The sequence below is a fragment of the Aureimonas sp. N4 genome, assembly GCF_001463925.1.
Taxonomy (GTDB): Bacteria; Pseudomonadota; Alphaproteobacteria; order Rhizobiales; family Rhizobiaceae; genus Aureimonas; species Aureimonas ureilytica_A.
Genome location: NZ_BBWS01000048.1, coordinates 121,682 through 140,374 on the forward strand (window position 1 = coordinate 121,682; position 18,693 = coordinate 140,374).

Consider the following 18,693-nt stretch of genomic DNA (forward strand, 5'->3'; position numbering starts at 1 on the left):
CTCCCGCTCAAGCTTTAGCAACCAGAGCTTGCCTTAACTTTTCGCAACTTAGCCCTTGTTAAGGTTTTTACCCATCTGCCATCGCAGCGTCATGTTCGCTCGAAAGCTCGAGCCATTCGCCCTCGCATTTCTCCAGCGTACGCTCGGCATTGGCTTTCTGCTTGGCGAAATCGGCGGCCTTGGCCGGGTCCTTGGTGTAGAGCGCGGGATCGCCCAGCCTGCCGTCGAGCTCGGCAATCGTCTGCTGCAAGCGGCCCATCTGGATTTCCAGAGTGGAGATCTTCTTCTTGAGCGGCTTCAGGGCTTCGCGCTTTTCGGCCGCCGCGCGGCGCTGGTCCACCTTCGAGACGGCGGCTGGCGCATCCACGACGGCGACAGGCTCTCCCTGATTTCCGCCTGCCGTCCGCGCGCCGGAGAGGATCAGCTTCTTGTAGTCTTCCAGATCGCCGTCGTAGCGTGAGACGGTGCCGTCGCCCACGATCCAGAGCCGATCCATCGTCGCCTCGACCATGTGCCGGTCGTGGCTGATGAGGATGACCGCGCCTGAATAGTCGTTCAAGGCGTGAACGAGACTCTCGCGTGCTTCGATGTCCAGGTGGTTGGTCGGCTCGTCCAAAATCAGAAGGTTCGGCGCGTCCATGGTGGCGAGGCCCATGAGGAGGCGGGCCTTCTCGCCGCCCGACAGGCTGTCGGCCACCGTGTCCATCTTCTGCGTCGGCAGGCCCATCTGCGCGACGCGCGCGCGGACCTTGGCTTCGGGCGCATCGGGCATGTGCCGGCGCACATGCTGCACGGCGGTCTCGTTGGGGCGCAGATCGTCGATCTGATGCTGCGCGAACATCGCGATCTTCAGGCCGGGGGCGCGTGTGATCGACCCGCTCTGTTCCCTCAATCGATCGGCGATCAGCTTGGCGAAGGTAGATTTGCCGTTGCCGTTCGCGCCGAGCAGCGCGATCCGGTCGTCCGCGTCGATCCGCAGGTTCAGATTTCGCAGGATCGAGCGCTCGGCCGAATAGCCGACCGAGACGTTCTCCATCCGAATGATCGGGGAGGCGAGGATCTTCTCCGGCTCGGGAAAGACGAAGGGCGTCACATGCTCTTCGACGATCGCTTGTAGCGGCTTCATCCGTTCCAGCGCCTTGAGGCGGGATTGGGCCTGACGCGCCTTCGTCGCCTTGGCGCGGAAGCGCTCCACGAAGGCTTCCATATGCTTGCGGGCCGCGTCCTGCTTGACGATGGCCTTTTGCAGAAGCTCCAGCTTCTCGGCGCGCTGGCGCTCGAAACTGTCGTAATCGCCGCGATAATAGACCAGCTTCTTCTGGTCGAGATGCACGATCGCGTTGACGGCGTTGTTCAGAACGTCGCGATCATGGCTGATGATCAGCACCGAATAGGGATAACGCGAGACGAAATTCTCGAGCCAGAGCGTGCCTTCGAGATCGAGATAGTTGGTGGGCTCGTCCAGAAGCAGAAGGTCGGGCCGCGAGAAGAGAACGGCCGCGAGCGCGACGCGCATCCGCCAGCCGCCCGAAAAGCTCCCCACGGGGCGCGCCTGCGCCTGCGCGTCGAAGCCGAGGCCCGACAGGATGGAGGCGGCGCGCGCTTCGGCCGAATGGCTTTCGATGTCGGCGAGCCGCAGGTGAATGTCGGAGATGCGGTCGGGATCACTGGCCGTCTCGGCCTCGGCCAGAAGCGCCACGCGTTCTTCATCGGCCTTCAGGACAATTTCGAGAAGCGACTCGTGCGTGCCCGGCGCTTCCTGCGCCACCTGGCCGATCCGCGTTCCTCGGGGGATCGAGACGCTGCCCGTCTCGGAGGCGAGTTCGCCGGTGATGACGCGAAACAAGGTCGACTTGCCTGCGCCATTGCGGCCGACGAGCCCCACCTTGGTCCCGCTCGGGATCATCAGGCTGGCATGGTCAATCAGAAGGCGTCCCGCGACGCGGGCGGACAAGTCGTTGATCTGAAGCATGGGGCGCTTTTGCCATGTTTGGCGCCCCGGCGAAAGAGTCCCTCAGTCCCGCCCGGTTTCGCGCAGGAAGGCGATCAGATCAAGGCCGGGCGCCTCCAGCCCAAAGCCGGTGAGAACGGCATGGGCCTGCCCGCGATGATGGGTCTGGTGGTTGAAGAGATGAAACAGCGCCGGGCCGAGCCGGCCGGAGATCTCTACCGGCCGTGTGATCGGCGTGTAGCGGAACTCACCGGCCAGCCGCGCCTCGTCCAGAGAAGCGATATAGCGTTCGATCCTGGCATCTTCGCTCAAGCGCGCTTCGTGCAGCGACTCGAACTTTTCGAAGAGAACCGCGTCGAGCCGATCGGGCGCGTCCCCTTCGCCGGTGAAGCGACGCATCCAGATGCGGTCGGTGGCGAGAAGATGATTGAGCGTCCCCCGCATGGAGCGAAAGAACACGCCACGATCCTCGGCGAAGCGCTCCGGCCCCAGCGCCGCGGCGGCCTCGAACAGGCGCGCATTGGCCCAGCTGTTATAGGCGGCAAACGTCATCAGCTGTTCGTGATACATAGGCTGATCCCATCCCGGAGGCAGGCTATGGTTCTAGCACTTTACGAACTTGTCGGGCGCGATTCGCAGCGGCCCTTCTCCCCTCATTGCTGGAAGGCGCGCCTGGCGCTGGCGCACAAGGGACTGTCGTTCGAGAGCCGCCCTGTGTCGTTCACCGAGGTCGCGTCGGTCGAGAGCGGGACCGGACGCACCGTGCCCGTGCTGCGCGACGGTGACGAGGTGGTGCAGGACAGTTTCGCCATCGCCCTTTATCTCGACCGCGCCTATCCCGACCGTCCGTCGCTGTTCGGCGGCGAAGCCGGCGAGGGCGTGACGCGCTTCGTGGAAAGCTGGTCGCAGCGCACGATCCACCCCTATATCGCCTCGGTCGCCATTCTCGACATTCACGATGTGCTGGACGAGGAGAACCGCGCCTTCTTTCGCGCCAAGCGCGAAGCCGCTTTCGGTCGGCCGCTGGAGGCGGTGCAGGATGGGAGAGAAGCCGAGAAGCTCGCCGCGTTCCGTCGCTCGCTGGAGCCGCTTCGCGCCACGCTCCAGAAGCAGCCCTTTATCGGCGGGGCCGAGCCGCGCTTTGCCGATTACATCGTCTTCAGCGCCTTCCAATGGCTCCGTATCGTTTCGACCTTCCAGGTGCTGGAGGCGGGCGATCCCGTGGCGGACTGGTTCGAGCGCTGCCTCGATCTGCATGGCGGGGAAGGGCGCTCGGTTTCGGCCGCGTGACGGCGCGTCCTTGCCGAGGCGCGGGGCCGCCGCTATAGAGCGGCCGATCCTCCAACTCCCCAGGGAATAGAGCCGATGGCGATCGAACGTACCTTCTCCATGATCAAGCCTGATGCGACCCGTCGCAATCTGACCGGCGCGATCACCAAGATGCTGGAAGAGGGTGGCCTTCGCGTCGTCGCTTCCAAGCGCGTGTGGATGAGCCGCCGCGAGGCGGAAGGCTTCTACGCCGTCCACAAGGAACGCCCCTTCTTCGGCGAGCTGGTCGAGTCCATGTCGGCCGGCCCGACGATCGTGCAGGTGCTGGAAGGCGAGAACGCCATCTCGCGCAATCGCGAGCTGATGGGCGCGACCAACCCGGCCCAGGCTGCCGAGGGCACGATCCGCAAGGTTCATGCGCTGTCGATCGGCGAGAACTCGGTGCATGGTTCGGACGCCGCCGAGACCGCCAAGGAAGAAATCGCCTACTGGTTCTCCGAGACCGAAATCGTCGGCTGATCCAGCCCGAACGATCCGTGTTCAGGACGCCGGCCTTCGGGCCGGCGTTTTCGTTTGCTTCGGTCAGTCGTCAGAGGCGATGCCAGCGGTCGGCGGCGTGGTCGTCGGTGTCCTTTGCCTCGACCCAACCGCCCGTCGTGCCATCCTTCAGATGCTCGCGTTTCCAGAACGGGGCGCGCGTCTTCATGAAGTCCATCACGAAGCTCGCCGCCTCGAAGGCTGCGCCGCGATGGGTCGAGGCGCAGGCGACGAAAACGATCTCCTCGCCGGGGCGAACGAGCCCGAAGCGATGGATGCAGGCGATACGCGACAGGGACCAGCGCTCGCGTGCCTCAGCCGCGATCCGCCCGATCTCGCGTTCGGCCATGCCCGGATAATGTTCGAGTTCGAGAGCGGAGAGGCGTCCCCGCTCATCCCGGCAATAGCCCGTGAAGGTCACGACAGCGCCGGCATCACCATCGGGCGCGAAGGCGGCCATTTCGGCCGCGAGGTCGATTCGCTCCGATCGGACGGAAACCGCGACCGCACTCATCTCAGCCGCCCGTCATGGGCGGGAAGATCGCGACCTCGCTGCATTCGCCGAGCGGTTCGGAATGCTCGGCATGTTCCTGATCGAGCGCCACGCGCACGGTTTCGGGTGCTTGAAGCGCATTGGCGTAGTTTTCGCCGCGCCCTTTGAGCCAGTGCAGAAAATCCTTCACCGTGACCACACCGGCGGGAAGCGCGATCTCCTCCTCGTCGAGACCGACGCGCTCACGAATCCAGGCGAAATAAACGACTTTCATGTCCCATCCTCGTTCTGGCCGCCGGAGGCCGGAAGGGCCTTGGCGAGGGGTTACACGTCGATATGGCGCAGCCCCGCGCGAAAGTAATCGTAGCCGGTGTAGAGCGTGATGATCGCGCTGATCCAGAGAAGCACGATGCCGGATTTGGTGATGAACGGCACCAGCGCGTCGCCTGCGGGGCCGGCCAGCAGGAAGGCAATGGCCACCATCTGCGTCGCGGTCTTCCACTTGGCGAGGCGCGTCACCGGGACGGAGACCTTCAATTCTGCCAGATATTCGCGAAGGCCTGAGACAAGGATTTCGCGGCAGAGAATCACGATCGCCGCCCAGATCGTCCATCCCGCGATCGTGCCGTCGGCGGCCAGCAAGAGGAGGGCGGCCGCCACGAGAAGCTTGTCGGCGATCGGGTCCAGCATCCGGCCGATGGTCGAGGTCTGCTGCCAGGCGCGGGCGAGATAGCCGTCGAGCCAGTCCGTGACGCTTGCGACAACGAAAAGGCCGAGCGCCCACCAACGTGCGGCGTCCGAACCATGCAGCTTTCCTTCCACGAAGAAGCAGAGAACCACGAGCGGCACGGCGACGATTCGCGCGTAGGTCAGGATATTGGGAAGGTTCAGCGCCTTGGAGGCCATGAGTTCGGTCCGGTTCGGATGGGCGGCAGAATGCGAATGCGGCTGCCAGGGGCTTGCTGATCGCCTGTTCAAACGCGGCGGCGGGCCTGCGTCAACATCGCCGCCCGCCTTTTGCGGCTGGATCGGTCGATTCCCGGCCGCGATCCCTCATTGTCGCTCGTGGAAATGATCGTAGATCGTCTTGGCCATGGCCGCCGAAATACCCTCGACCTTCAAGAGATCGTCGAAGGCGGCGCGCGACACGGCCTTGGCGGTTCCGAAATGATGCAGAAGCGCGCGCTTGCGCGAGGGTCCGATGCCGCCGATCTCGTCCAGCGGATTGGCGGTCAGTTCCTTCTTGCGCTTGGCCCGGTGCGTGCCGATGGCGAAGCGATGGGCCTCGTCGCGAAGCCGCTGCACAAAATAGAGAACGGGGTCGCGTGGGGGCAGGGAGAAGGGATCGCGGCCCTGAACGATGAAGCGCTCGCGCCCGGCATCGCGATCGACACCCTTGGCGACGCCGATCGTCGTCACCTTGTCGGCGATGCCGAGTTCGTCCAGAATCTTGCGAACGGCCGAGATCTGCCCCTTGCCGCCGTCCACCAGCACGAGGTCGGGCCAGGCGGGCATCTCGGCGCCGGCCAGCGCTTCTTCCGCGCTTTCGCCCTCACTCGGTTGGGCCGCAGGCGCGGGGCCTGTGTCGCCATGCTCCTTCAGAAGGCGCGAGAAGCGCCGGGTCATGACCTCGCGCATCATGCCGAAATCGTCGCCCGGCGTGATGTCGGTGCCTTTGATGTTGAACTTGCGATACTGATTCTTCGCAAAGCCCTGCGGTCCAGCGACGATCATCGCGCCGACGGCGTTGGTGCCCATGATGTGGGAATTGTCGAAGACCTCGATCCGGCGTGGCACCTGTTCAAGGCCGAATGTCTCCTTCAGGCCCGCCAGAAGCCGCGCCTGAGAGGAGGTCTCGGCGAGCCGTCGGCCCAGCGCCTCGCGCGCATTCGCGGTCGCGTGGTCCACCAGGTCCTTCTTCTCGCCGCGCCGGGGCACGGCGATTTGAACCCGGCGGCCGGCCTTGGTCGCCAGCGCCTCGGCCAGCACCGGGCCATCCTCCACCTCCACCGGCAGAAGAACCAGCGAGGCCGGCGGTTTGTCGTCGTAGAACTGCGACAGAAACGCGCCCAGAACCTCGCCGGGCTCCAGGGTGGAGTCGGCCTTCGGGAAATAGGCCCGGTTGCCCCAGTTCTGGCCGGTGCGGAAGAAGAAGACCTGAATGCAGGTCAGGCCGCCTTCCTGATGAATGGCGAAGACATCGGCTTCCTCGACGCCATGCGGGTTGATGCCCTGATGGCCTTGGATATGGGCCAGCGCCGAGAGACGATCGCGGAACACCGCCGCGCGCTCGAAATCGAGGTCTTCGGCCGCTTCCTGCATCGCGCCGGCAATCGCCTGCTTTACCTGATTGGAGCGCCCCGACAGGAAGCCCTTCGCATCAAGGACAAGGCTCGCATAATCCTCCAGCGAGACTTCGCGGGTGCAGGGGCCGGAGCAGCGCTTGATCTGGTAGAGCAGGCAAGGGCGCGTGCGCGTTTCGTAGACCGAATCCGTGCAGGTGCGCAGGAGAAAAGCGCGCTGGAGCGAGGCCACCGTTCGCCCGACCGCTCCACCCGAGGCGAAGGGTCCGAAATAGCTTCCTTTTCGCGAGCGCGCGCCGCGATGCTTGAAGATGGCCGGCGCCTCGTGATCGTCGGACACGAGGATGTAGGGGAAGGACTTATCGTCCCGCATCAGGACGTTGAAGCGCGGCCGCAGGCGCTTGATCAGATTGGCTTCGAGAAGCAGCGCCTCGGTCTCGGTGCGCGTCGTCACGAATTCCATGTGCCGGGTCGCGCGGATCATCCGCATGATCCGGTTGGTATGGCCGGCCATCCTCGTGTAGCTCGCGACGCGCTTCTTCAGCGACTTCGCCTTGCCGACATAGAGAACCTCATTGGCCTCGTCGAACATGCGATAAACGCCGGGGCTGTTCGGCAACTGCTTCTGGAAGGCCGCGATCAGATCGGCGCCGACCAGCGTCTGATCGACGTCGCGCCCTCCATCGTCCCATTCGATCGCGGCGACGAGGCTGGCGGCCGACGAAGGCTCGGCCGCGATCTCCGCGTCCAGCTCTTCGCCAAAACCGTCCTCGTCGTCGTCGTCGATCTCGGGGGTCAGATCATCCATCATGTCGTCTTCGCTGCCAAAGCGCGGTGCGAGCCCGCGCCCCTTGTGTCGCATGGCGGTGCGCCATCGCCGCCGGGTTCGGCCGTTCGGCACGCCGTCTCCTTATATGATTCCTCGCTTGCCCAATGGGAGGGGTATGATGGCGGCTTGAGGGCGACGAGGGATCCCGTTTGTGGCGACCGTCGTGTCGGATATGCCGGAGAGTGTCACCCCGCTGCAATTGGCGGCAGCGCCGACTCGCGCTTATATCGTCTGGAGCGGTACGGCAGGATGTCAATCGTCCGGCTGCGGCATTTTGGCGAAACGCGAAGTTCGCTGAAACGCGAAGTTTGCTGAAACGCAAAGTTTGCCGGGACGTGAAGTTTGGGAACGCGCCGTTCAAGCAGGCGTTGGCTCAGGCAAGGTCGATCAATCGGTGGCGATGAAGCCGCCTGGGATGGAGTGGGTTCGATGAAGGTGTTCGGCGCCTTTGCGCTTGGCGCGACGCTGATGATCCTGACCCCGGCGGCGCAAGCGGCCGATGCGGTGCTGCCCGAGGCACCGGCGCCCGCCGCGCCGGCTCCTTCCGTCTACACATGGTCCGGTCCTTATGCCGGCGGTTTCGTCGGTTACAATTTTGCCCATTTCGACCAGACCGGCGGCGCAAGCTACAATGGCGAAGGCGCGGTCGGCGGCGTCTATGCCGGCTATAGCCTTCAGACCGAACGCTTCGTCTATGGTCTCGAAGCCGATATCGGTGCATCGGATGTAAACGCGGGCGGTTTCAATGTCGCGACGGGCGTTCCGATTTCGAGCGACTCCACGGCGTTCGGCTCGCTGCGCGCGCAGGTCGGCATCGCCTATGATCCGATCCTGCTTTTCGCGACCGGCGGTCTTGCGGTCTCGAATCAGGAATTGACCCTTCGCGGGCTGACCGACGATCAGACCCATCTGGGATACACGGTCGGCGCGGGTGTCGAGGCCAAGCTCGCCAAGGGTGTCACCTCGCGGGTCGAATATCGCTATTCCGACTTCGGCGAGAAGACCTACGATCTCGGCAACGTTGCGATCTCGTCGGGCTTCGACGAGCACTCGATCCGGGCCGGCCTCGGCGTGAAGTTCTGAAAATCCACGCACTGGAAACGAAAACGGCGCCGAAAGGCGCCGTTCGCATGTCGGGGGTTTCGTAACTCAAGCCGCAGGTTTCATCGCTTCATAGGCCGGGTTCGCGGCGTAGAAGGCTTCGAGCCAGCGCACGAGCCCCGGGTTCTTCTCTTCGAACGCGCCGGGATAGCGAAGCTGAATCCAGCCGAGATCGCTCGCGATCGCGAAATGCGCCAGACTGGGCTCGGCCGGCAGATGGGCGAGGTCGCCCTCCAGAACGTCCAGGGCGCGGTGCGCCCGGCGCCATTGCTTGTCGACCCAGGGCTGATGCCGCTTCTCTTCCGGGCGATAGCGCACTTCATAGAGCGTCGCCATCACGGCTTCGGTCAGCCCGTCCGCCAGCGCCTCGATACGCTTGCACAGCGTCCAGGCTTCCAGCCCTTGCGGAATCAGGAGATTGCCGCTCACCCGGTCGAGATACTCGCAGATCACGCGGCTGTCGTAGAGCGTCGAGCCGTCGTCCAGTTCCAGCGCCGGGATCTTGCCGATCGGATTGGTGCGCAGAAGGTCGTCGCCCTCAGCACTCGTATCCGTCGAGACGCAGTCGAGTTCGATCCCGCACAGATGCGCGGACATGCGAACCTTCGACGAGTAGGGCGAAGGCTTGGAGTAGAGAAGGCGCATGGGAGCTCCCGTTAGAAGCGGCGAAGCGATTCACAATTCGCGCCGTACACCTTCCAGGGGTCGAGGCCAAGGAAGCAACCTTCCGCGCGCCAGCTGACGCCGGCAAAACCCATCGGATGTTCGATGACATAATAGATCGTGCGGCGCTCGCCCGACGAGATCAGCGCCGTGCCCTGGCAGTAGCGGCGCTCGATCAGCTTGTGGCCGCCCTTGGGCTGGTAGGACTTCTCGAACAGATTGGAGAATTCCACGACCTGAAGGGCCGCGTGCACTGTGTTCGGCGTGCCATATTCGAACTGATCTTCGACCTGCGCCAGAACGCTCGGGTCTTCGCAGCTTGGCACGAGCGCCGTCGTCGTCACGACCACGGGGGGCGCTTCGACATAATCGGCAGCCAACGCGGGGGCGACGCCGGATGTGGCGACGGCGAGGCTGAGAGCGGCGGAAAGGCGTCGGCGCATGGTGCGGCTTCCTCGAATGCGGGCGGAGTGGCGCGCGAGAATCATCGTTTGGCCACCATATTGCACCGAATCACTCTTCGGCCAGCACACGGACGCCACATTCCGCTTGTGTCGAGGTTTGCAGGACAGGTTGAAGCAAGCTCATGAGCGCCTTCGCCTCTTCGGCAAAGGTGAAGGGCGGGTTCACCACGACGAATCCGGTACCGACGAGTGGCTCGTCCGGCGCGAAGGGCTCGCGCCAGAAGTCCGCCGCGACGATATTGGGTATGCCGCTGCCCCGCAGCAGATCGTGAAAGCGCCCGTACTGCGCCGGACGCTTCAGCGGATACCAGATGGCGTAGATGCCGCCCGGCCAGCGCGCATGGGCGCGCTGCAACTGCTCGACGATCGTCTCGATCTCGTCCGTCCGCTCGAAGGGCGGATCGATGAGGACGAGCCCGCGCTTTTCTTTCGGCGGCACATGGGCGCCAAGGGCCAGCCAGCCGTCGAGTTCGATCGTCTTCACCTGCACATCGCCTGCGAACTGCTCGGCGAGAGCGGCGGCATCGACCGGGTGAAGCTCGTAGGCGCTGAGCCGGTCTTGCCGACGCAGGAGATGACGCGCGATCAGGGGTGAGCCGGGATAGGCGTCCGGTCCGAACCGCGCCCGCGTGTCCTCCACGGCCGCGCGATAGTCGGCCAGAAGCGGATCGTCCCAGGCGGGCGAGGCGATCAGGCGATCGATTCCCTCCGCCCCTTCGCCGGTGCGCCGCGCCTCGTCGCCCGACAGATCGTAGAGCCCGCGGCCGGCATGGGTGTCCATGACGCGGAAGGGCTTCTCCTTGCGCTGGAGATAGCGGATCAGCGAGCAGAGCAGGGCGTGTTTGACGACATCAGCGAAATTGCCGGCATGAAAGGCGTGGCGGTAGTTCACGTCGATTTCTTTCGCGTTTGAGGACGCTCTGTTCACCCGTTCGATGCCGCGATGCGGAACCCGAACACCTATCTCGCCGTCTGGTACCTGAAACTGCGCTCTGCGCAAAATTCCAGACAAGGAACCGTCGATGGCCCCGTCCAAGATTTTCGAACCCTTCGACCTCGGTCCGCTGCATCTTTCCAACCGCACCGTCATGGCGCCGCTGACCCGCTCGCGCGCCACCTCCGACGGCGTGCCCAAGGAGATGCATGTCGAATATTATCGCCAGCGCGCCGGGGCGGGTCTGATCATTTCCGAGGCGACCAACATCTCCGTCGAGGGCCGCGGCTATGCCTGGACGCCCGGCATCTATTCGGACGAGCAGGTCACGGCCTGGAAGAAGGTGACCGACGCCGTTCATGCCGAGGGCGGCAAGATCGTGCTGCAGCTCTGGCATGTCGGCCGCATCTCGCACCCGGACCTCCAACCGAACGGCCAGCTGCCGGTCGCACCGTCCGCCGTGAAGCCGAGCGGCAAGGCCTTCACGGAGGAGGGCTTTAAGGATCATGTCGAGCCGCGCGCGCTGGAGGAGAGCGAACTCCCGCGCCTGATCCAGGACTACGTGCGCGCCACCCGCAACGCCCGCGCCGCCGGCTTCGACGGGGTCGAGGTGCACTCGGCCAATGGTTATCTGCTGGACCAGTTCCTGCGAGACGGCACCAACACGCGCACGGACCGCTACGGCGGCTCGATCGAGAACCGGATGCGCTTTCCGCTCGAGGTCGTGGACGCCGTGGTGGCGGCTTGGGACAAGGAGCATGTCGGCATCCGCATTTCGCCGGTCACCGTCATGGGCGGCTCCAGCGAGAGCGATCAGCAGGGCCTCTTCAATGCCTATGTCGAGGAACTCGACAAGCGTGGCCTTCTCTATCTCCATGTGATCGAAGGCCAGACCGGCGGCGACCGCGACAAGGACGGCTTCGACTATCACGCCCTGCGCCAGCGCTTTCACGGCACCTATATGGGCAACAACGAGTATGACATCCCGCTCGCCCAACAGCGTCTCGAGGCCGGCGAGATCGATCTCGTGTGCTTCGGAAAGCTGTTCATTTCCAATCCCGATCTCGTCACGCGCATCCGCCTCGGCGCGCCGCTCAACGATTGGGACAAGGACACGTTCTATGGCGGCGACGAGCACGGCTATACGGACTATCCCTCGCTGACCCCCGAGGAACAGGCGCGCTACGGGCAGGCGGCCTGAGGCAGGCTCCGAGGTCGGCCCATGGCGGGCCGGCCTCACGCAGTTTGATGCCTCGCATGTCGAAAATGAATTGGGGCCGGGCTCGGTGCGTGCGATAGGATCGCGCCATGAACCAGCACGTCACGCCCCGCACCGGCTTCACCGCCTGCCCGCACGATTGCCCCTCGACCTGCGCGCTCGAAGTGGAAATCCTCGCCCCCAACCGCATCGGCCGCGTGCGCGGGGCGGAGGGGAACAGCTACACGGCCGGCGTGATCTGCGCCAAGGTCGCCCGCTATGCCGAGCGCGTGCATCATCCCGACCGCCTCCTAAAGCCGCTTCAGCGTGTCGGCGCCAAGGGCGACGGTCAATGGCGCGAGATCGGCTGGGACGACGCGCTCGACCTCGTGGCCGAGAAGTTCTTGGCGGCCGAGGCGCGCTATGGCTCGGAAGCCGTCTGGCCCTATTATTACGCGGGCACGATGGGCCTCGTGCAGCGCGACGGCATCAACCGCCTGCGCCATGCCAAGCGCTATAGTGGCGAATTCGGCTCCATCTGCACCAATCTCGCCTGGACCGGCTTCGTGGCGGGTACGGGTCGGCTCGCGGGCGTCGATCCGCGCGAGATGGCCCAATCCGACTGCGTGGTGATCTGGGGCACCAATGCGGTGGCGACGCAGGTCAACGTCATGACCCACGCCGTTCGCGCCCGAAGGGAGCGCGGCGCGCCCATCGTCGTGATCGACATTTACGACAACCCGACCATGAAACAGGCCGATATGGCGCTGAAGCTGCGGCCCGGCACCGACGGCGCGCTGGCCTGCGCCCTCATGCATATCGGCTTTCGCGACGGCACGGCCGACCGCGCCTACCTCGCGCAGTATGGCGACGATCCGGCCGGGTTGGAAGCGCATCTTCAAAGCCGCACGCCGGAATGGGCGAGCGCCATCACCGGGCTTTCGGTCGAGGAGATCGAGGGTTTCGCCGCCCTGATCGGGCGCACCAAGCGCACGTTCTTCCGGCTCGGCTACGGCTTCTCGCGCCAGCGCAACGGCGCGGTCGCCATGCACGCGGCGCTGTCAGTGCCGACCGTCTATGGCCATTGGCAGCATGAGGGCGGCGGTGCCTTCCACAATAACGGTGCCCTCTGGCGCTTCGATAAGGCGTTGATCGAAGGGTTGGGGGACGAGGACCCGTCCATCCGCTATCTCGACCAGTCCCGCATCGGCGCGGTTCTGACGGGAGACAAGGGCGCGCTGGCCGGCGGGCCGCCGGTGACGGCGATGATCGTGCAGAACACCAATCCGGCCAATGTCGCGCCTGAGCAGCGCGATGTCGTGCGCGGTCTCCTGCGCGAGGATCTCTTCGTCGCCGTCCACGAGCAGTTCATGACGGATACGGCGCGGCTGGCTGATCTCGTGCTGCCGGCGGCGACCTCGATGGAATATGACGACATCTATCGCGGCGGCGGACAGAGCCATATCCTGTTCGGGCCGAAGCTAATCGACGCGCCCGAGACCGTGCGAACAAACCATTTCGTGGTGGAGGAACTCGCCAAGCGCCTCGGCGTCGCGGATCGGCCGGGCTTCGGTATGAGCGAGCGCGAGCTGATCGACGATCTTCTGCGCCGTAGCGGCTATGAGGGGCTGGCGCATCTGGAGGCCGAACGCTGGCTCGACGTGCAGCCGGGCTTCGAGGAGGCGCATTATCTCGCCGGCTTCGCGACCGCCGACCGTCGCTTCCGCTTCCGCGTCGATTGGGCGAGCCTTTCGGCGCCGGACCGCCCGCCGGAGAGCATGGGATTGCTCGGGCCGGTCGAAAAGCTGCCGAGCTTTCCCGACCATGCGGCCTTGATCGAAGAGGCCGACGCGGAGCACCCGTTCCGGCTGGCGACGCCGCCGGCCCGTCAATTCCTGAACTCCACCTTCGCGGAAACGGAAGGCTCGAGAAAGCGCGAGGGCAAACCCGAACTCAAGATCCACCCGGACGACGCCATGCGGCTTGGGCTGGCGGATGGTCAGCGCGTCGAGATCGGCAATCGGCGCGGCGATATCGTGCTTGCGCTCAAGATCGACGCGGCGACCAAGCCCGGCGTTCTGATCCATGAAGGGCTTTGGCCGAACGGGGCTTTCGAGCGCGGCGAAGGGATCAACGTGCTGACCGGAGCGGACCCGGCCGCGCCCTTCGGAGGCGCGGCCTTTCATGACAATCGCGTCTGGCTGCGAGCGCTTTAGACGCTGGGCAAGGTCTTGCGGGCGTCGAGGGCCGACATCAGGAGGCCGACGCCCGACGAGAGAAAGGAAATGCCGAGGAACACACCGATCGCCCAGACGGCCGTTCCCGGCAGACCCAGAACGATCATGAGAGCGAGCGCGACATTGAGAACGCCCGAGGCGATCAGGAGCACATGCCGGCTGGTCGAATCTCTGACAGCGCCGGCGATCGAAAAGCTCGCGATGCTCACCAACAGGAAGTAGAGAGCCAGCACCCACGTCAGCGTGACCGCGCCGGCCATCGGGTTCCAGAGAATGACCCCGCCGAGCAACACCGACAGCGCGGCCAGCAGAATGTGGGACCAGAAGCCCGGCGCGTTGCGGGCGCGGATGGCGGACAGGAGGCCCACCGCGCCGCCCAGCAGCATCAGCCACCCGAAGAAGATCGTCGAAGCCAGCGTCGCGGCCAATGGCACGACGAGCGCGAGGATGCCGACGACACAAAGCAAGCCACCTTGGAAGGCGTAGAACTTCCAGTGATCATGCAGGAAGCGCTGCATCGGCGCGGTGTCCTGGCGGAATGTGCCGGACGAGGAAAAGTCAGGGAGCGAAACCATGTGAACCTCCTTTGTGCGACATCTCGACGCATAAATGGAGTGCCGGCCAAGGAGGTTCCGCCCGGGCTTGTGAAGCTTTGTTAATGCTCCAGCAGAAGGGCTTGGCCGCCGACCGAGAGAAGCGCCGGGGCTTTCGCATCACTGGGCTTCGGCGTGAAGTGCGAACTCGCGCCGTCCATGGAGACGCCGCCTGAGGCGAAGAGCGCGAGGCTCTCGACATAAAGCCGATGCTCGACCGGGATCAGCCGCGCGGCGAGGTCGTCCGGCGTATCGCCGGGTCGCACCGGCACGACGGCCTGCCCGATGATCGGACCTTCATCCATGATTTCGGTGACGAAATGGACGGTGCAGCCATGCAGCCGGGCACCCGCTGCAATGGCGCGCTCATGCGTGTGCAGGCCAGGAAAGAGCGGCAGGAGCGAGGGATGAACGTTGATCATCCGCCCGGCCCAGCGCGCCGTGAAGGCCGGCGTCAGAAGTCGCATATAGCCCGCAAGGCAGATGATGTCCGGCTGCGCGCGCTCCAGCGCGGCGTTGACCTCGGCCTCGTGCGCCTCGCGTGACGAGAAAAGCTTGTGATCGACGGCCACGGCCTCGATGCCCGCCGCGCGAGCGGTCTCCAGCCCTTGCGCCTCGGGGCGGTTCGACAGGACAAGAACGATCTGGGCGGGGTAGTCGGGGCGTCCCGCCGCTTCGAGCAGCGCCTTCATGTTGGAACCGCGTCCTGAGATCAGGACCGCGACCCGCTTGCGAGCCCCTTCGGTCAAAGCGCCAGCCCGCCGTTGAAAGTCACCGGCTTCTCGCTCCCACGTGCCAGAATGCGGCCGAGCGACACGACGCTTTCGCCTTCGCTCTGGAGAATGGCCGCGACCGAGGCGGCTTCCGCCTGCGACACGACGACGATCATGCCGATGCCGCAATTGAAGGTGCGCAGCATCTCGGCTTCGGCAACACCGCCCTGCTGAGCGAGCCAGGCGAAAACGGGCGGAACCGCGACGGCGTGAAGATCGATATCGGCCCGCAGATGATCGGGCAGAACGCGCGGAATGTTCTCCGGGAAGCCGCCGCCGGTGATGTGGGCGAGCGCCTTCACGCCGTTGCCGGCGCGGATGGCCGCAAGCAACGGCTTCACATAGATGCGCGTCGGCTCAAGCAAGGCTTGTGCGAGCGTGCGGCTTGTGTCGAATGGGGCAGGGGCGTCGTAAGCTGCGCCAGCCTTCTCCACGATGCGGCGCACCAGCGAATAGCCATTGGAATGGACGCCGGAGGAGGCGAGGCCGAGAATGACGTCGCCCTCGGTCAGTTCGGCGCTCGGCAGAAGTCGGCCGCGCTCGGCCGCACCCACGGCGAAACCGGCGAGGTCATAGTCCTTCTCGGCATAAAGGCCGGGCATCTCAGCCGTTTCGCCGCCGATCAGCGCGCAGCCGGCCTGACGGCAGCCCTCGGCGATGCCGGCGACGATCGCTTCGCCCTGCGCGGGGTCGAGCTTTCCGGTCGCGAAATAGTCGAGGAAGAAGAGCGGCTCCGCACCCTGAACCACGAGATCGTTGACGCACATGGCCACGAGATCGATGCCGATCGTGTCGTGCAGGCCGGTGTCGATCGCGATCTTCAGCTTGGTGCCGACACCATCATTGGCCGCAACCAGAACCGGATCGGTAAAGCCCGCCGCCTTCAGATCGAATAACCCGCCGAACCCGCCGATTTCGCCGTCGGCGCCTGGACGCCGCGTCGAGCGGACCAGCGGCTTGATGCGCTGAACGAGTTCGTTGCCCGCGTCGATGTCGACGCCGGCTTCGGCATAGGTCAAACCGTTCGTGGTCTCGGCGGTCATGGCAGCGGTTCCCGTTTGGGGCGAGTTCGCACAGTCGCATCGCGCGGGCAAGACTTTCCATGCGCAAGATGGCCACGAATCTCGCCCGAAAGACGCGGTTCGTGCGCGTGGCGGCGAGGGATAGGGTTGAGGAAGGGTGAAGAACTCGTCTGCCGGGGCTGTTACGCCCCACGCATCGTTCGAGTTTTCCCCTTTGTGCACATGCTGTCAGGCAGGGCTTGACCCGTCTTGGAGGGGCTGCCTATCTCGACAGTCGAGCGCGCCCGCCCGCCCTCTCGTCCCCGCGCGCCCCGGAGCTTCGCATCGATGGTTCATGATCGCACCAAGCTCCTGAAACGGCAGGTGCTTTTCTGGGGGCTCTCGGCTCTCGTGCTGGGTATCTGCCTTTGGCTCTTTCGGGGCATTCTTCTGCCCTTCGTCCTCGGAATGGTCATGGCCTATTTCCTGGACCCGATCGCCGATCGGTTGGAGCGCTGGGGTCTGTCGCGGCTCGCCGCGAGCCTCCTGATCCTCGTGGCCTTCGTGATCCTGATCGCGCTCGTGATCCTAATCGTGGTGCCGGTCATCAGTTCGCAGGTCGCGAGTTTCGCCGATCGCCTGCCGCAATATCTCGGACGGCTTCAGGAACTGGCGCTGGAACTGCGCACGGGCTCGCTGTCGCGTTTCTTCAACGGCGACGATCAGACCCTTCGCCAGGATTTCCAGACGCTGGTCCGCCAGCTTTCGGGCTACACGACGGCGCTCGTCGCCTCGCTCTGGTCGTCCAGTCTCGCGGTCGTCAATTTCGTCTCGCTCTTCGTCGTGACCCCCGTCGTCGCCTTCTATTTGCTGCTCGACTGGGACCGGATGATCTCCAAGATCGACGGTCTGGTGCCGCGCCAGCATGTGGCGACCGTGCGCCGTCTGGCGCGCGAGATCGACCGCGCCGTTGCCGGCTTCGTGCGCGGGCAGGGCAGCGTCTGCCTCATCCTCGGCACGTATTATGCAGTGGGCCTGACGCTGGTCGGGCTGAATTTCGGGCTCCTGATCGGCTTCTTCGCCGGCATCATTTCCTTCGTGCCCTATGTCGGCTCGGCCATCGGTCTGATCGTGGCGATCGGCGTCGCGCTCGTTCAGTTCGCGCCGGACTGGATTTGGGTCGCGGCCACGGCGGGCGTTTTCTTCACCGGTCAGTTCGTGGAGGGCAACATTCTCCAGCCCAAGCTGGTGGGCGCCTCGGTCGGGCTGCATCCGGTCTGGCTGATGTTCGCGCTCTTCGCCTTCGGCGCGATCTTCGGTTTCGTCGGGCTGCTCATGGCTGTACCGGCCGCCGCCGCCGTGGGCGTCCTCGTGCGCTTCGCCATCCATAAATATCTCGAGAGCGAAATGTATTTTGGGCGTACGATCGAGATGTCCTCGCCGCGAGAGATCGAAAGCGGCGGCCTCGATCTCGCCCTGAAGAACCAGTTCGATCCGAAAACGGGAAAGTCCGGTTGATCGTGCGTCAGCCTTCACAGATTCCATTCGACCTCACGCCCACGCCCTCGCTCGCGCGGGACGACCTGATTGTCGGCGAGGGAAACGCCCTTGCCGTCGAGGCGATCGACCAATGGCCGCATTGGTCTCATCCGGTGCTGCTCGTGGTCGGCCCCATCGGCTCGGGCAAGACGCATCTGGCGACCGCATGGGCCGAAGCGTCCGGCGCAAGCGTGCTTCGGGCGGGCGAGCCGGCGTCGGACCTCATCAGCCAGGCGCCTTTCGCGGTTCTGGCCGAAGATATCGACCGGGCGGGTTTCGAGGCGGAGGAGCTGTTCGCGCTTCTGAACGCCGCGCGCCTTGGCGGCGGCACCGTTCTGTTGACGTCGCGCAAGCCGGTTTCGGCCATGCCCTTCGCGCTGCCCGATCTCTTGTCGCGCCTACGCGCGGCCACGGTGACGGACCTGAGCGCGCCTGATGAGGCGCTTCTTTCGGGCGTCTTGATGAAACTTGCGGCCGATCGACAGGTCGAGTTCGATCCTCGCCTGATCGACTATGCCGTCGCGCGCATGGAGCGCTCGATGGAGGCGGCGGCCGAGCTGATCCGGAGGCTGGACATGGAAGCGCTGGCGTCGAAGGAGCGGATCACGAAAACGCTGCTGCAACGCATACTCGCGGAAATGGACGTGGAAAGAAGTCGCGCGTCATGAAACAGTCGTGCGCCGCCCCTAGGGCAATCTCCGACACCTCTTTTTGACGACGGCTGACATGAGCGATTCGACCATCTCCGACAAGACCAAGAGCCGGAGCACGGTTCGCTCGCCGCGCCGCCGGAGCCCGGCGGGTGGCG

General features: G+C 64.9%; 19 protein-coding genes. 7 read left to right on the forward strand and 12 right to left on the reverse strand.

All coding sequences use genetic code 11. The features are described 5' to 3' along the window. Nucleotides 1-67: 67 nt before the first annotated feature. Both AUL28_RS16420 and AUL28_RS22745 read right to left on the reverse strand, forming a co-directional pair. Nucleotides 68-1,972, reverse strand: coding sequence for an ABC-F family ATP-binding cassette domain-containing protein (locus AUL28_RS16420; RefSeq protein WP_062234580.1), 1,905 nt, complete (start codon nt 1,970-1,972; stop codon nt 68-70). A 42-nt stretch (nt 1,973-2,014) separates the two neighbouring features. Continuing rightward, nucleotides 2,015-2,521 (reverse strand): DinB family protein, encoded by a 507-nt coding sequence (locus AUL28_RS22745; protein WP_156420033.1) that lies wholly within the window; start codon nt 2,519-2,521, stop codon nt 2,015-2,017. Between the two features lie 27 nt (nt 2,522-2,548). On the opposite strand from AUL28_RS22745, the gene AUL28_RS16430 reads away from it, so the two are divergent. Beyond that, nucleotides 2,549-3,241, forward strand: a complete 693-nt coding sequence (locus AUL28_RS16430; protein ID WP_062234583.1) for a glutathione S-transferase family protein — start codon at nt 2,549-2,551, stop codon at nt 3,239-3,241. A 75-nt stretch (nt 3,242-3,316) separates the two neighbouring features. Further along, on the forward strand, nt 3,317-3,739 hold the full coding sequence (gene ndk, locus AUL28_RS16435; RefSeq protein WP_019995658.1) for a nucleoside-diphosphate kinase: 423 nt from the start codon (nt 3,317-3,319) through the stop codon (nt 3,737-3,739). A 70-nt stretch (nt 3,740-3,809) separates the two neighbouring features. On the opposite strand, the gene AUL28_RS16440 is transcribed toward ndk, so the two are convergent. The 4 genes from AUL28_RS16440 to uvrC all read right to left on the reverse strand — a co-directional run bounded on the left by AUL28_RS16440 (nt 3,810) and on the right by uvrC (nt 7,364). After that, nucleotides 3,810-4,271 carry a molybdenum cofactor biosynthesis protein MoaE gene (locus AUL28_RS16440; protein WP_062234586.1) on the reverse strand — a complete coding sequence of 154 codons (462 nt, stop codon included), beginning with the start codon at nt 4,269-4,271 and terminating at the stop codon, nt 3,810-3,812. 1 nt (nt 4,272) lies between these two features. After that, entirely contained in the window at nt 4,273-4,524 is a 252-nt protein-coding gene (gene moaD, locus AUL28_RS16445) for a molybdopterin converting factor subunit 1 (RefSeq protein WP_058636615.1), read from the reverse strand. Nucleotides 4,525-4,574: 50 nt separating this feature from the next. Continuing rightward, the gene (gene pgsA, locus AUL28_RS16450) at nt 4,575-5,156 is read right to left on the reverse strand and encodes a CDP-diacylglycerol--glycerol-3-phosphate 3-phosphatidyltransferase (protein ID WP_058599792.1); all 582 of its coding nucleotides are present in this window, start codon (nt 5,154-5,156) and stop codon (nt 4,575-4,577) included. Nucleotides 5,157-5,303: 147 nt separating this feature from the next. Next, nucleotides 5,304-7,364: an excinuclease ABC subunit UvrC gene (gene uvrC / locus AUL28_RS16455; RefSeq protein ID WP_374701433.1), complete on the reverse strand. Its 2,061-nt coding sequence runs from the start codon at nt 7,362-7,364 to the stop codon at nt 5,304-5,306. 447 nt (nt 7,365-7,811) lie between these two features. On the opposite strand from uvrC, the gene AUL28_RS16460 reads away from it, so the two are divergent. Continuing rightward, a complete protein-coding gene (locus AUL28_RS16460; protein WP_058599790.1) occupies nt 7,812-8,465 on the forward strand; it encodes an outer membrane protein in 654 nt (217 codons plus the stop codon). Between the two features lie 66 nt (nt 8,466-8,531). Here the strand turns inward: AUL28_RS16460 and AUL28_RS16465 are convergent, their stop codons facing one another. The 3 genes from AUL28_RS16465 to AUL28_RS16475 all read right to left on the reverse strand — a co-directional run bounded on the left by AUL28_RS16465 (nt 8,532) and on the right by AUL28_RS16475 (nt 10,502). Beyond that, nucleotides 8,532-9,128, reverse strand: coding sequence for a glutathione S-transferase family protein (locus AUL28_RS16465; protein WP_062234593.1), 597 nt, complete (start codon nt 9,126-9,128; stop codon nt 8,532-8,534). 11 nt (nt 9,129-9,139) lie between these two features. Then, complete coding sequence (locus AUL28_RS16470; protein ID WP_244493548.1) at nt 9,140-9,589, reverse strand: hypothetical protein; 450 nt, start codon at nt 9,587-9,589, stop codon at nt 9,140-9,142. Between the two features lie 70 nt (nt 9,590-9,659). Next, on the reverse strand, nt 9,660-10,502 hold the full coding sequence (locus AUL28_RS16475) for a 23S rRNA (adenine(2030)-N(6))-methyltransferase RlmJ (protein WP_062234595.1): 843 nt from the start codon (nt 10,500-10,502) through the stop codon (nt 9,660-9,662). A gap of 130 nt (nt 10,503-10,632) precedes the next feature. Here AUL28_RS16475 and AUL28_RS16480 point away from each other — a divergent pair, with 130 nt between their 5' ends. Together AUL28_RS16480 and AUL28_RS16485 are read left to right on the forward strand one after the other, a co-directional pair. Continuing rightward, a complete protein-coding gene (locus AUL28_RS16480) occupies nt 10,633-11,745 on the forward strand; it encodes an alkene reductase (RefSeq protein ID WP_062234598.1) in 1,113 nt (370 codons plus the stop codon). A gap of 107 nt (nt 11,746-11,852) precedes the next feature. Then, nucleotides 11,853-13,958: a molybdopterin-containing oxidoreductase family protein gene (locus AUL28_RS16485; RefSeq protein ID WP_062234601.1), complete on the forward strand. Its 2,106-nt coding sequence runs from the start codon at nt 11,853-11,855 to the stop codon at nt 13,956-13,958. Here AUL28_RS16485 and AUL28_RS16490 read toward each other — a convergent pair. From AUL28_RS16490 to purM, 3 genes are all read right to left on the reverse strand, one after another. Further along, a complete protein-coding gene (locus AUL28_RS16490) occupies nt 13,955-14,554 on the reverse strand; it encodes an HdeD family acid-resistance protein (RefSeq protein WP_062234604.1) in 600 nt (199 codons plus the stop codon). The genes AUL28_RS16485 and AUL28_RS16490 overlap by 4 nt on opposite strands. 80 nt (nt 14,555-14,634) lie before the next feature. Continuing rightward, nucleotides 14,635-15,321 carry a phosphoribosylglycinamide formyltransferase gene (purN, locus tag AUL28_RS16495; RefSeq protein ID WP_156420034.1) on the reverse strand — a complete coding sequence of 229 codons (687 nt, stop codon included), beginning with the start codon at nt 15,319-15,321 and terminating at the stop codon, nt 14,635-14,637. Beyond that, nucleotides 15,318-16,388, reverse strand: coding sequence for a phosphoribosylformylglycinamidine cyclo-ligase (gene purM, locus AUL28_RS16500; RefSeq protein ID WP_062234607.1), 1,071 nt, complete (start codon nt 16,386-16,388; stop codon nt 15,318-15,320). The genes purN and purM overlap by 4 nt, the downstream gene beginning before the upstream one ends. A 306-nt stretch (nt 16,389-16,694) precedes the next feature. Between purM and AUL28_RS16505 the strand changes: the two genes are divergently transcribed. Continuing rightward, nucleotides 16,695-17,864 carry an AI-2E family transporter gene (locus AUL28_RS16505; protein WP_058599632.1) on the forward strand — a complete coding sequence of 390 codons (1,170 nt, stop codon included), beginning with the start codon at nt 16,695-16,697 and terminating at the stop codon, nt 17,862-17,864. Nucleotides 17,865-17,866: 2 nt separating this feature from the next. Further along, on the forward strand, nt 17,867-18,553 hold the full coding sequence (locus tag AUL28_RS16510; RefSeq protein WP_244493549.1) for a hypothetical protein: 687 nt from the start codon (nt 17,867-17,869) through the stop codon (nt 18,551-18,553). Nucleotides 18,554-18,693: the final 140 nt, after the last annotated feature.

Excerpts from the sequence above, each read along its gene's own strand:
- AUL28_RS16490 (WP_062234604.1), bottom strand. The coding sequence starts at position 14,554 with ATGGTTTCGCTCCCTGACTTTTCCTCGTCCGGCACATTCCGCCAGGAC.
- pgsA (WP_058599792.1), bottom strand. The coding sequence starts at position 5,156 with ATGGCCTCCAAGGCGCTGAACCTTCCCAATATCCTGACCTACGCGCGA.
- AUL28_RS16505 (WP_058599632.1), top strand. The coding sequence starts at position 16,695 with ATGGTTCATGATCGCACCAAGCTCCTGAAACGGCAGGTGCTTTTCTGG.
- AUL28_RS16440 (WP_062234586.1), bottom strand. The coding sequence starts at position 4,271 with ATGAGTGCGGTCGCGGTTTCCGTCCGATCGGAGCGAATCGACCTCGCG.
- ndk (WP_019995658.1), top strand. The coding sequence starts at position 3,317 with ATGGCGATCGAACGTACCTTCTCCATGATCAAGCCTGATGCGACCCGT.
- moaD (WP_058636615.1), bottom strand. The coding sequence starts at position 4,524 with ATGAAAGTCGTTTATTTCGCCTGGATTCGTGAGCGCGTCGGTCTCGAC.
- AUL28_RS16420 (WP_062234580.1), bottom strand. The coding sequence starts at position 1,972 with ATGCTTCAGATCAACGACTTGTCCGCCCGCGTCGCGGGACGCCTTCTG.
- AUL28_RS16485 (WP_062234601.1), top strand. The coding sequence starts at position 11,853 with ATGAACCAGCACGTCACGCCCCGCACCGGCTTCACCGCCTGCCCGCAC.
- AUL28_RS16480 (WP_062234598.1), top strand. The coding sequence starts at position 10,633 with ATGGCCCCGTCCAAGATTTTCGAACCCTTCGACCTCGGTCCGCTGCAT.
- AUL28_RS16430 (WP_062234583.1), top strand. The coding sequence starts at position 2,549 with ATGGTTCTAGCACTTTACGAACTTGTCGGGCGCGATTCGCAGCGGCCC.
- uvrC (WP_374701433.1), bottom strand. The coding sequence starts at position 7,364 with ATGATGGATGATCTGACCCCCGAGATCGACGACGACGACGAGGACGGT.
- AUL28_RS16470 (WP_244493548.1), bottom strand. The coding sequence starts at position 9,589 with ATGCGCCGACGCCTTTCCGCCGCTCTCAGCCTCGCCGTCGCCACATCC.
- AUL28_RS22745 (WP_156420033.1), bottom strand. The coding sequence starts at position 2,521 with ATGTATCACGAACAGCTGATGACGTTTGCCGCCTATAACAGCTGGGCC.
- AUL28_RS16465 (WP_062234593.1), bottom strand. The coding sequence starts at position 9,128 with ATGCGCCTTCTCTACTCCAAGCCTTCGCCCTACTCGTCGAAGGTTCGC.
- purM (WP_062234607.1), bottom strand. The coding sequence starts at position 16,388 with ATGACCGCCGAGACCACGAACGGTTTGACCTATGCCGAAGCCGGCGTC.
- AUL28_RS16460 (WP_058599790.1), top strand. The coding sequence starts at position 7,812 with ATGAAGGTGTTCGGCGCCTTTGCGCTTGGCGCGACGCTGATGATCCTG.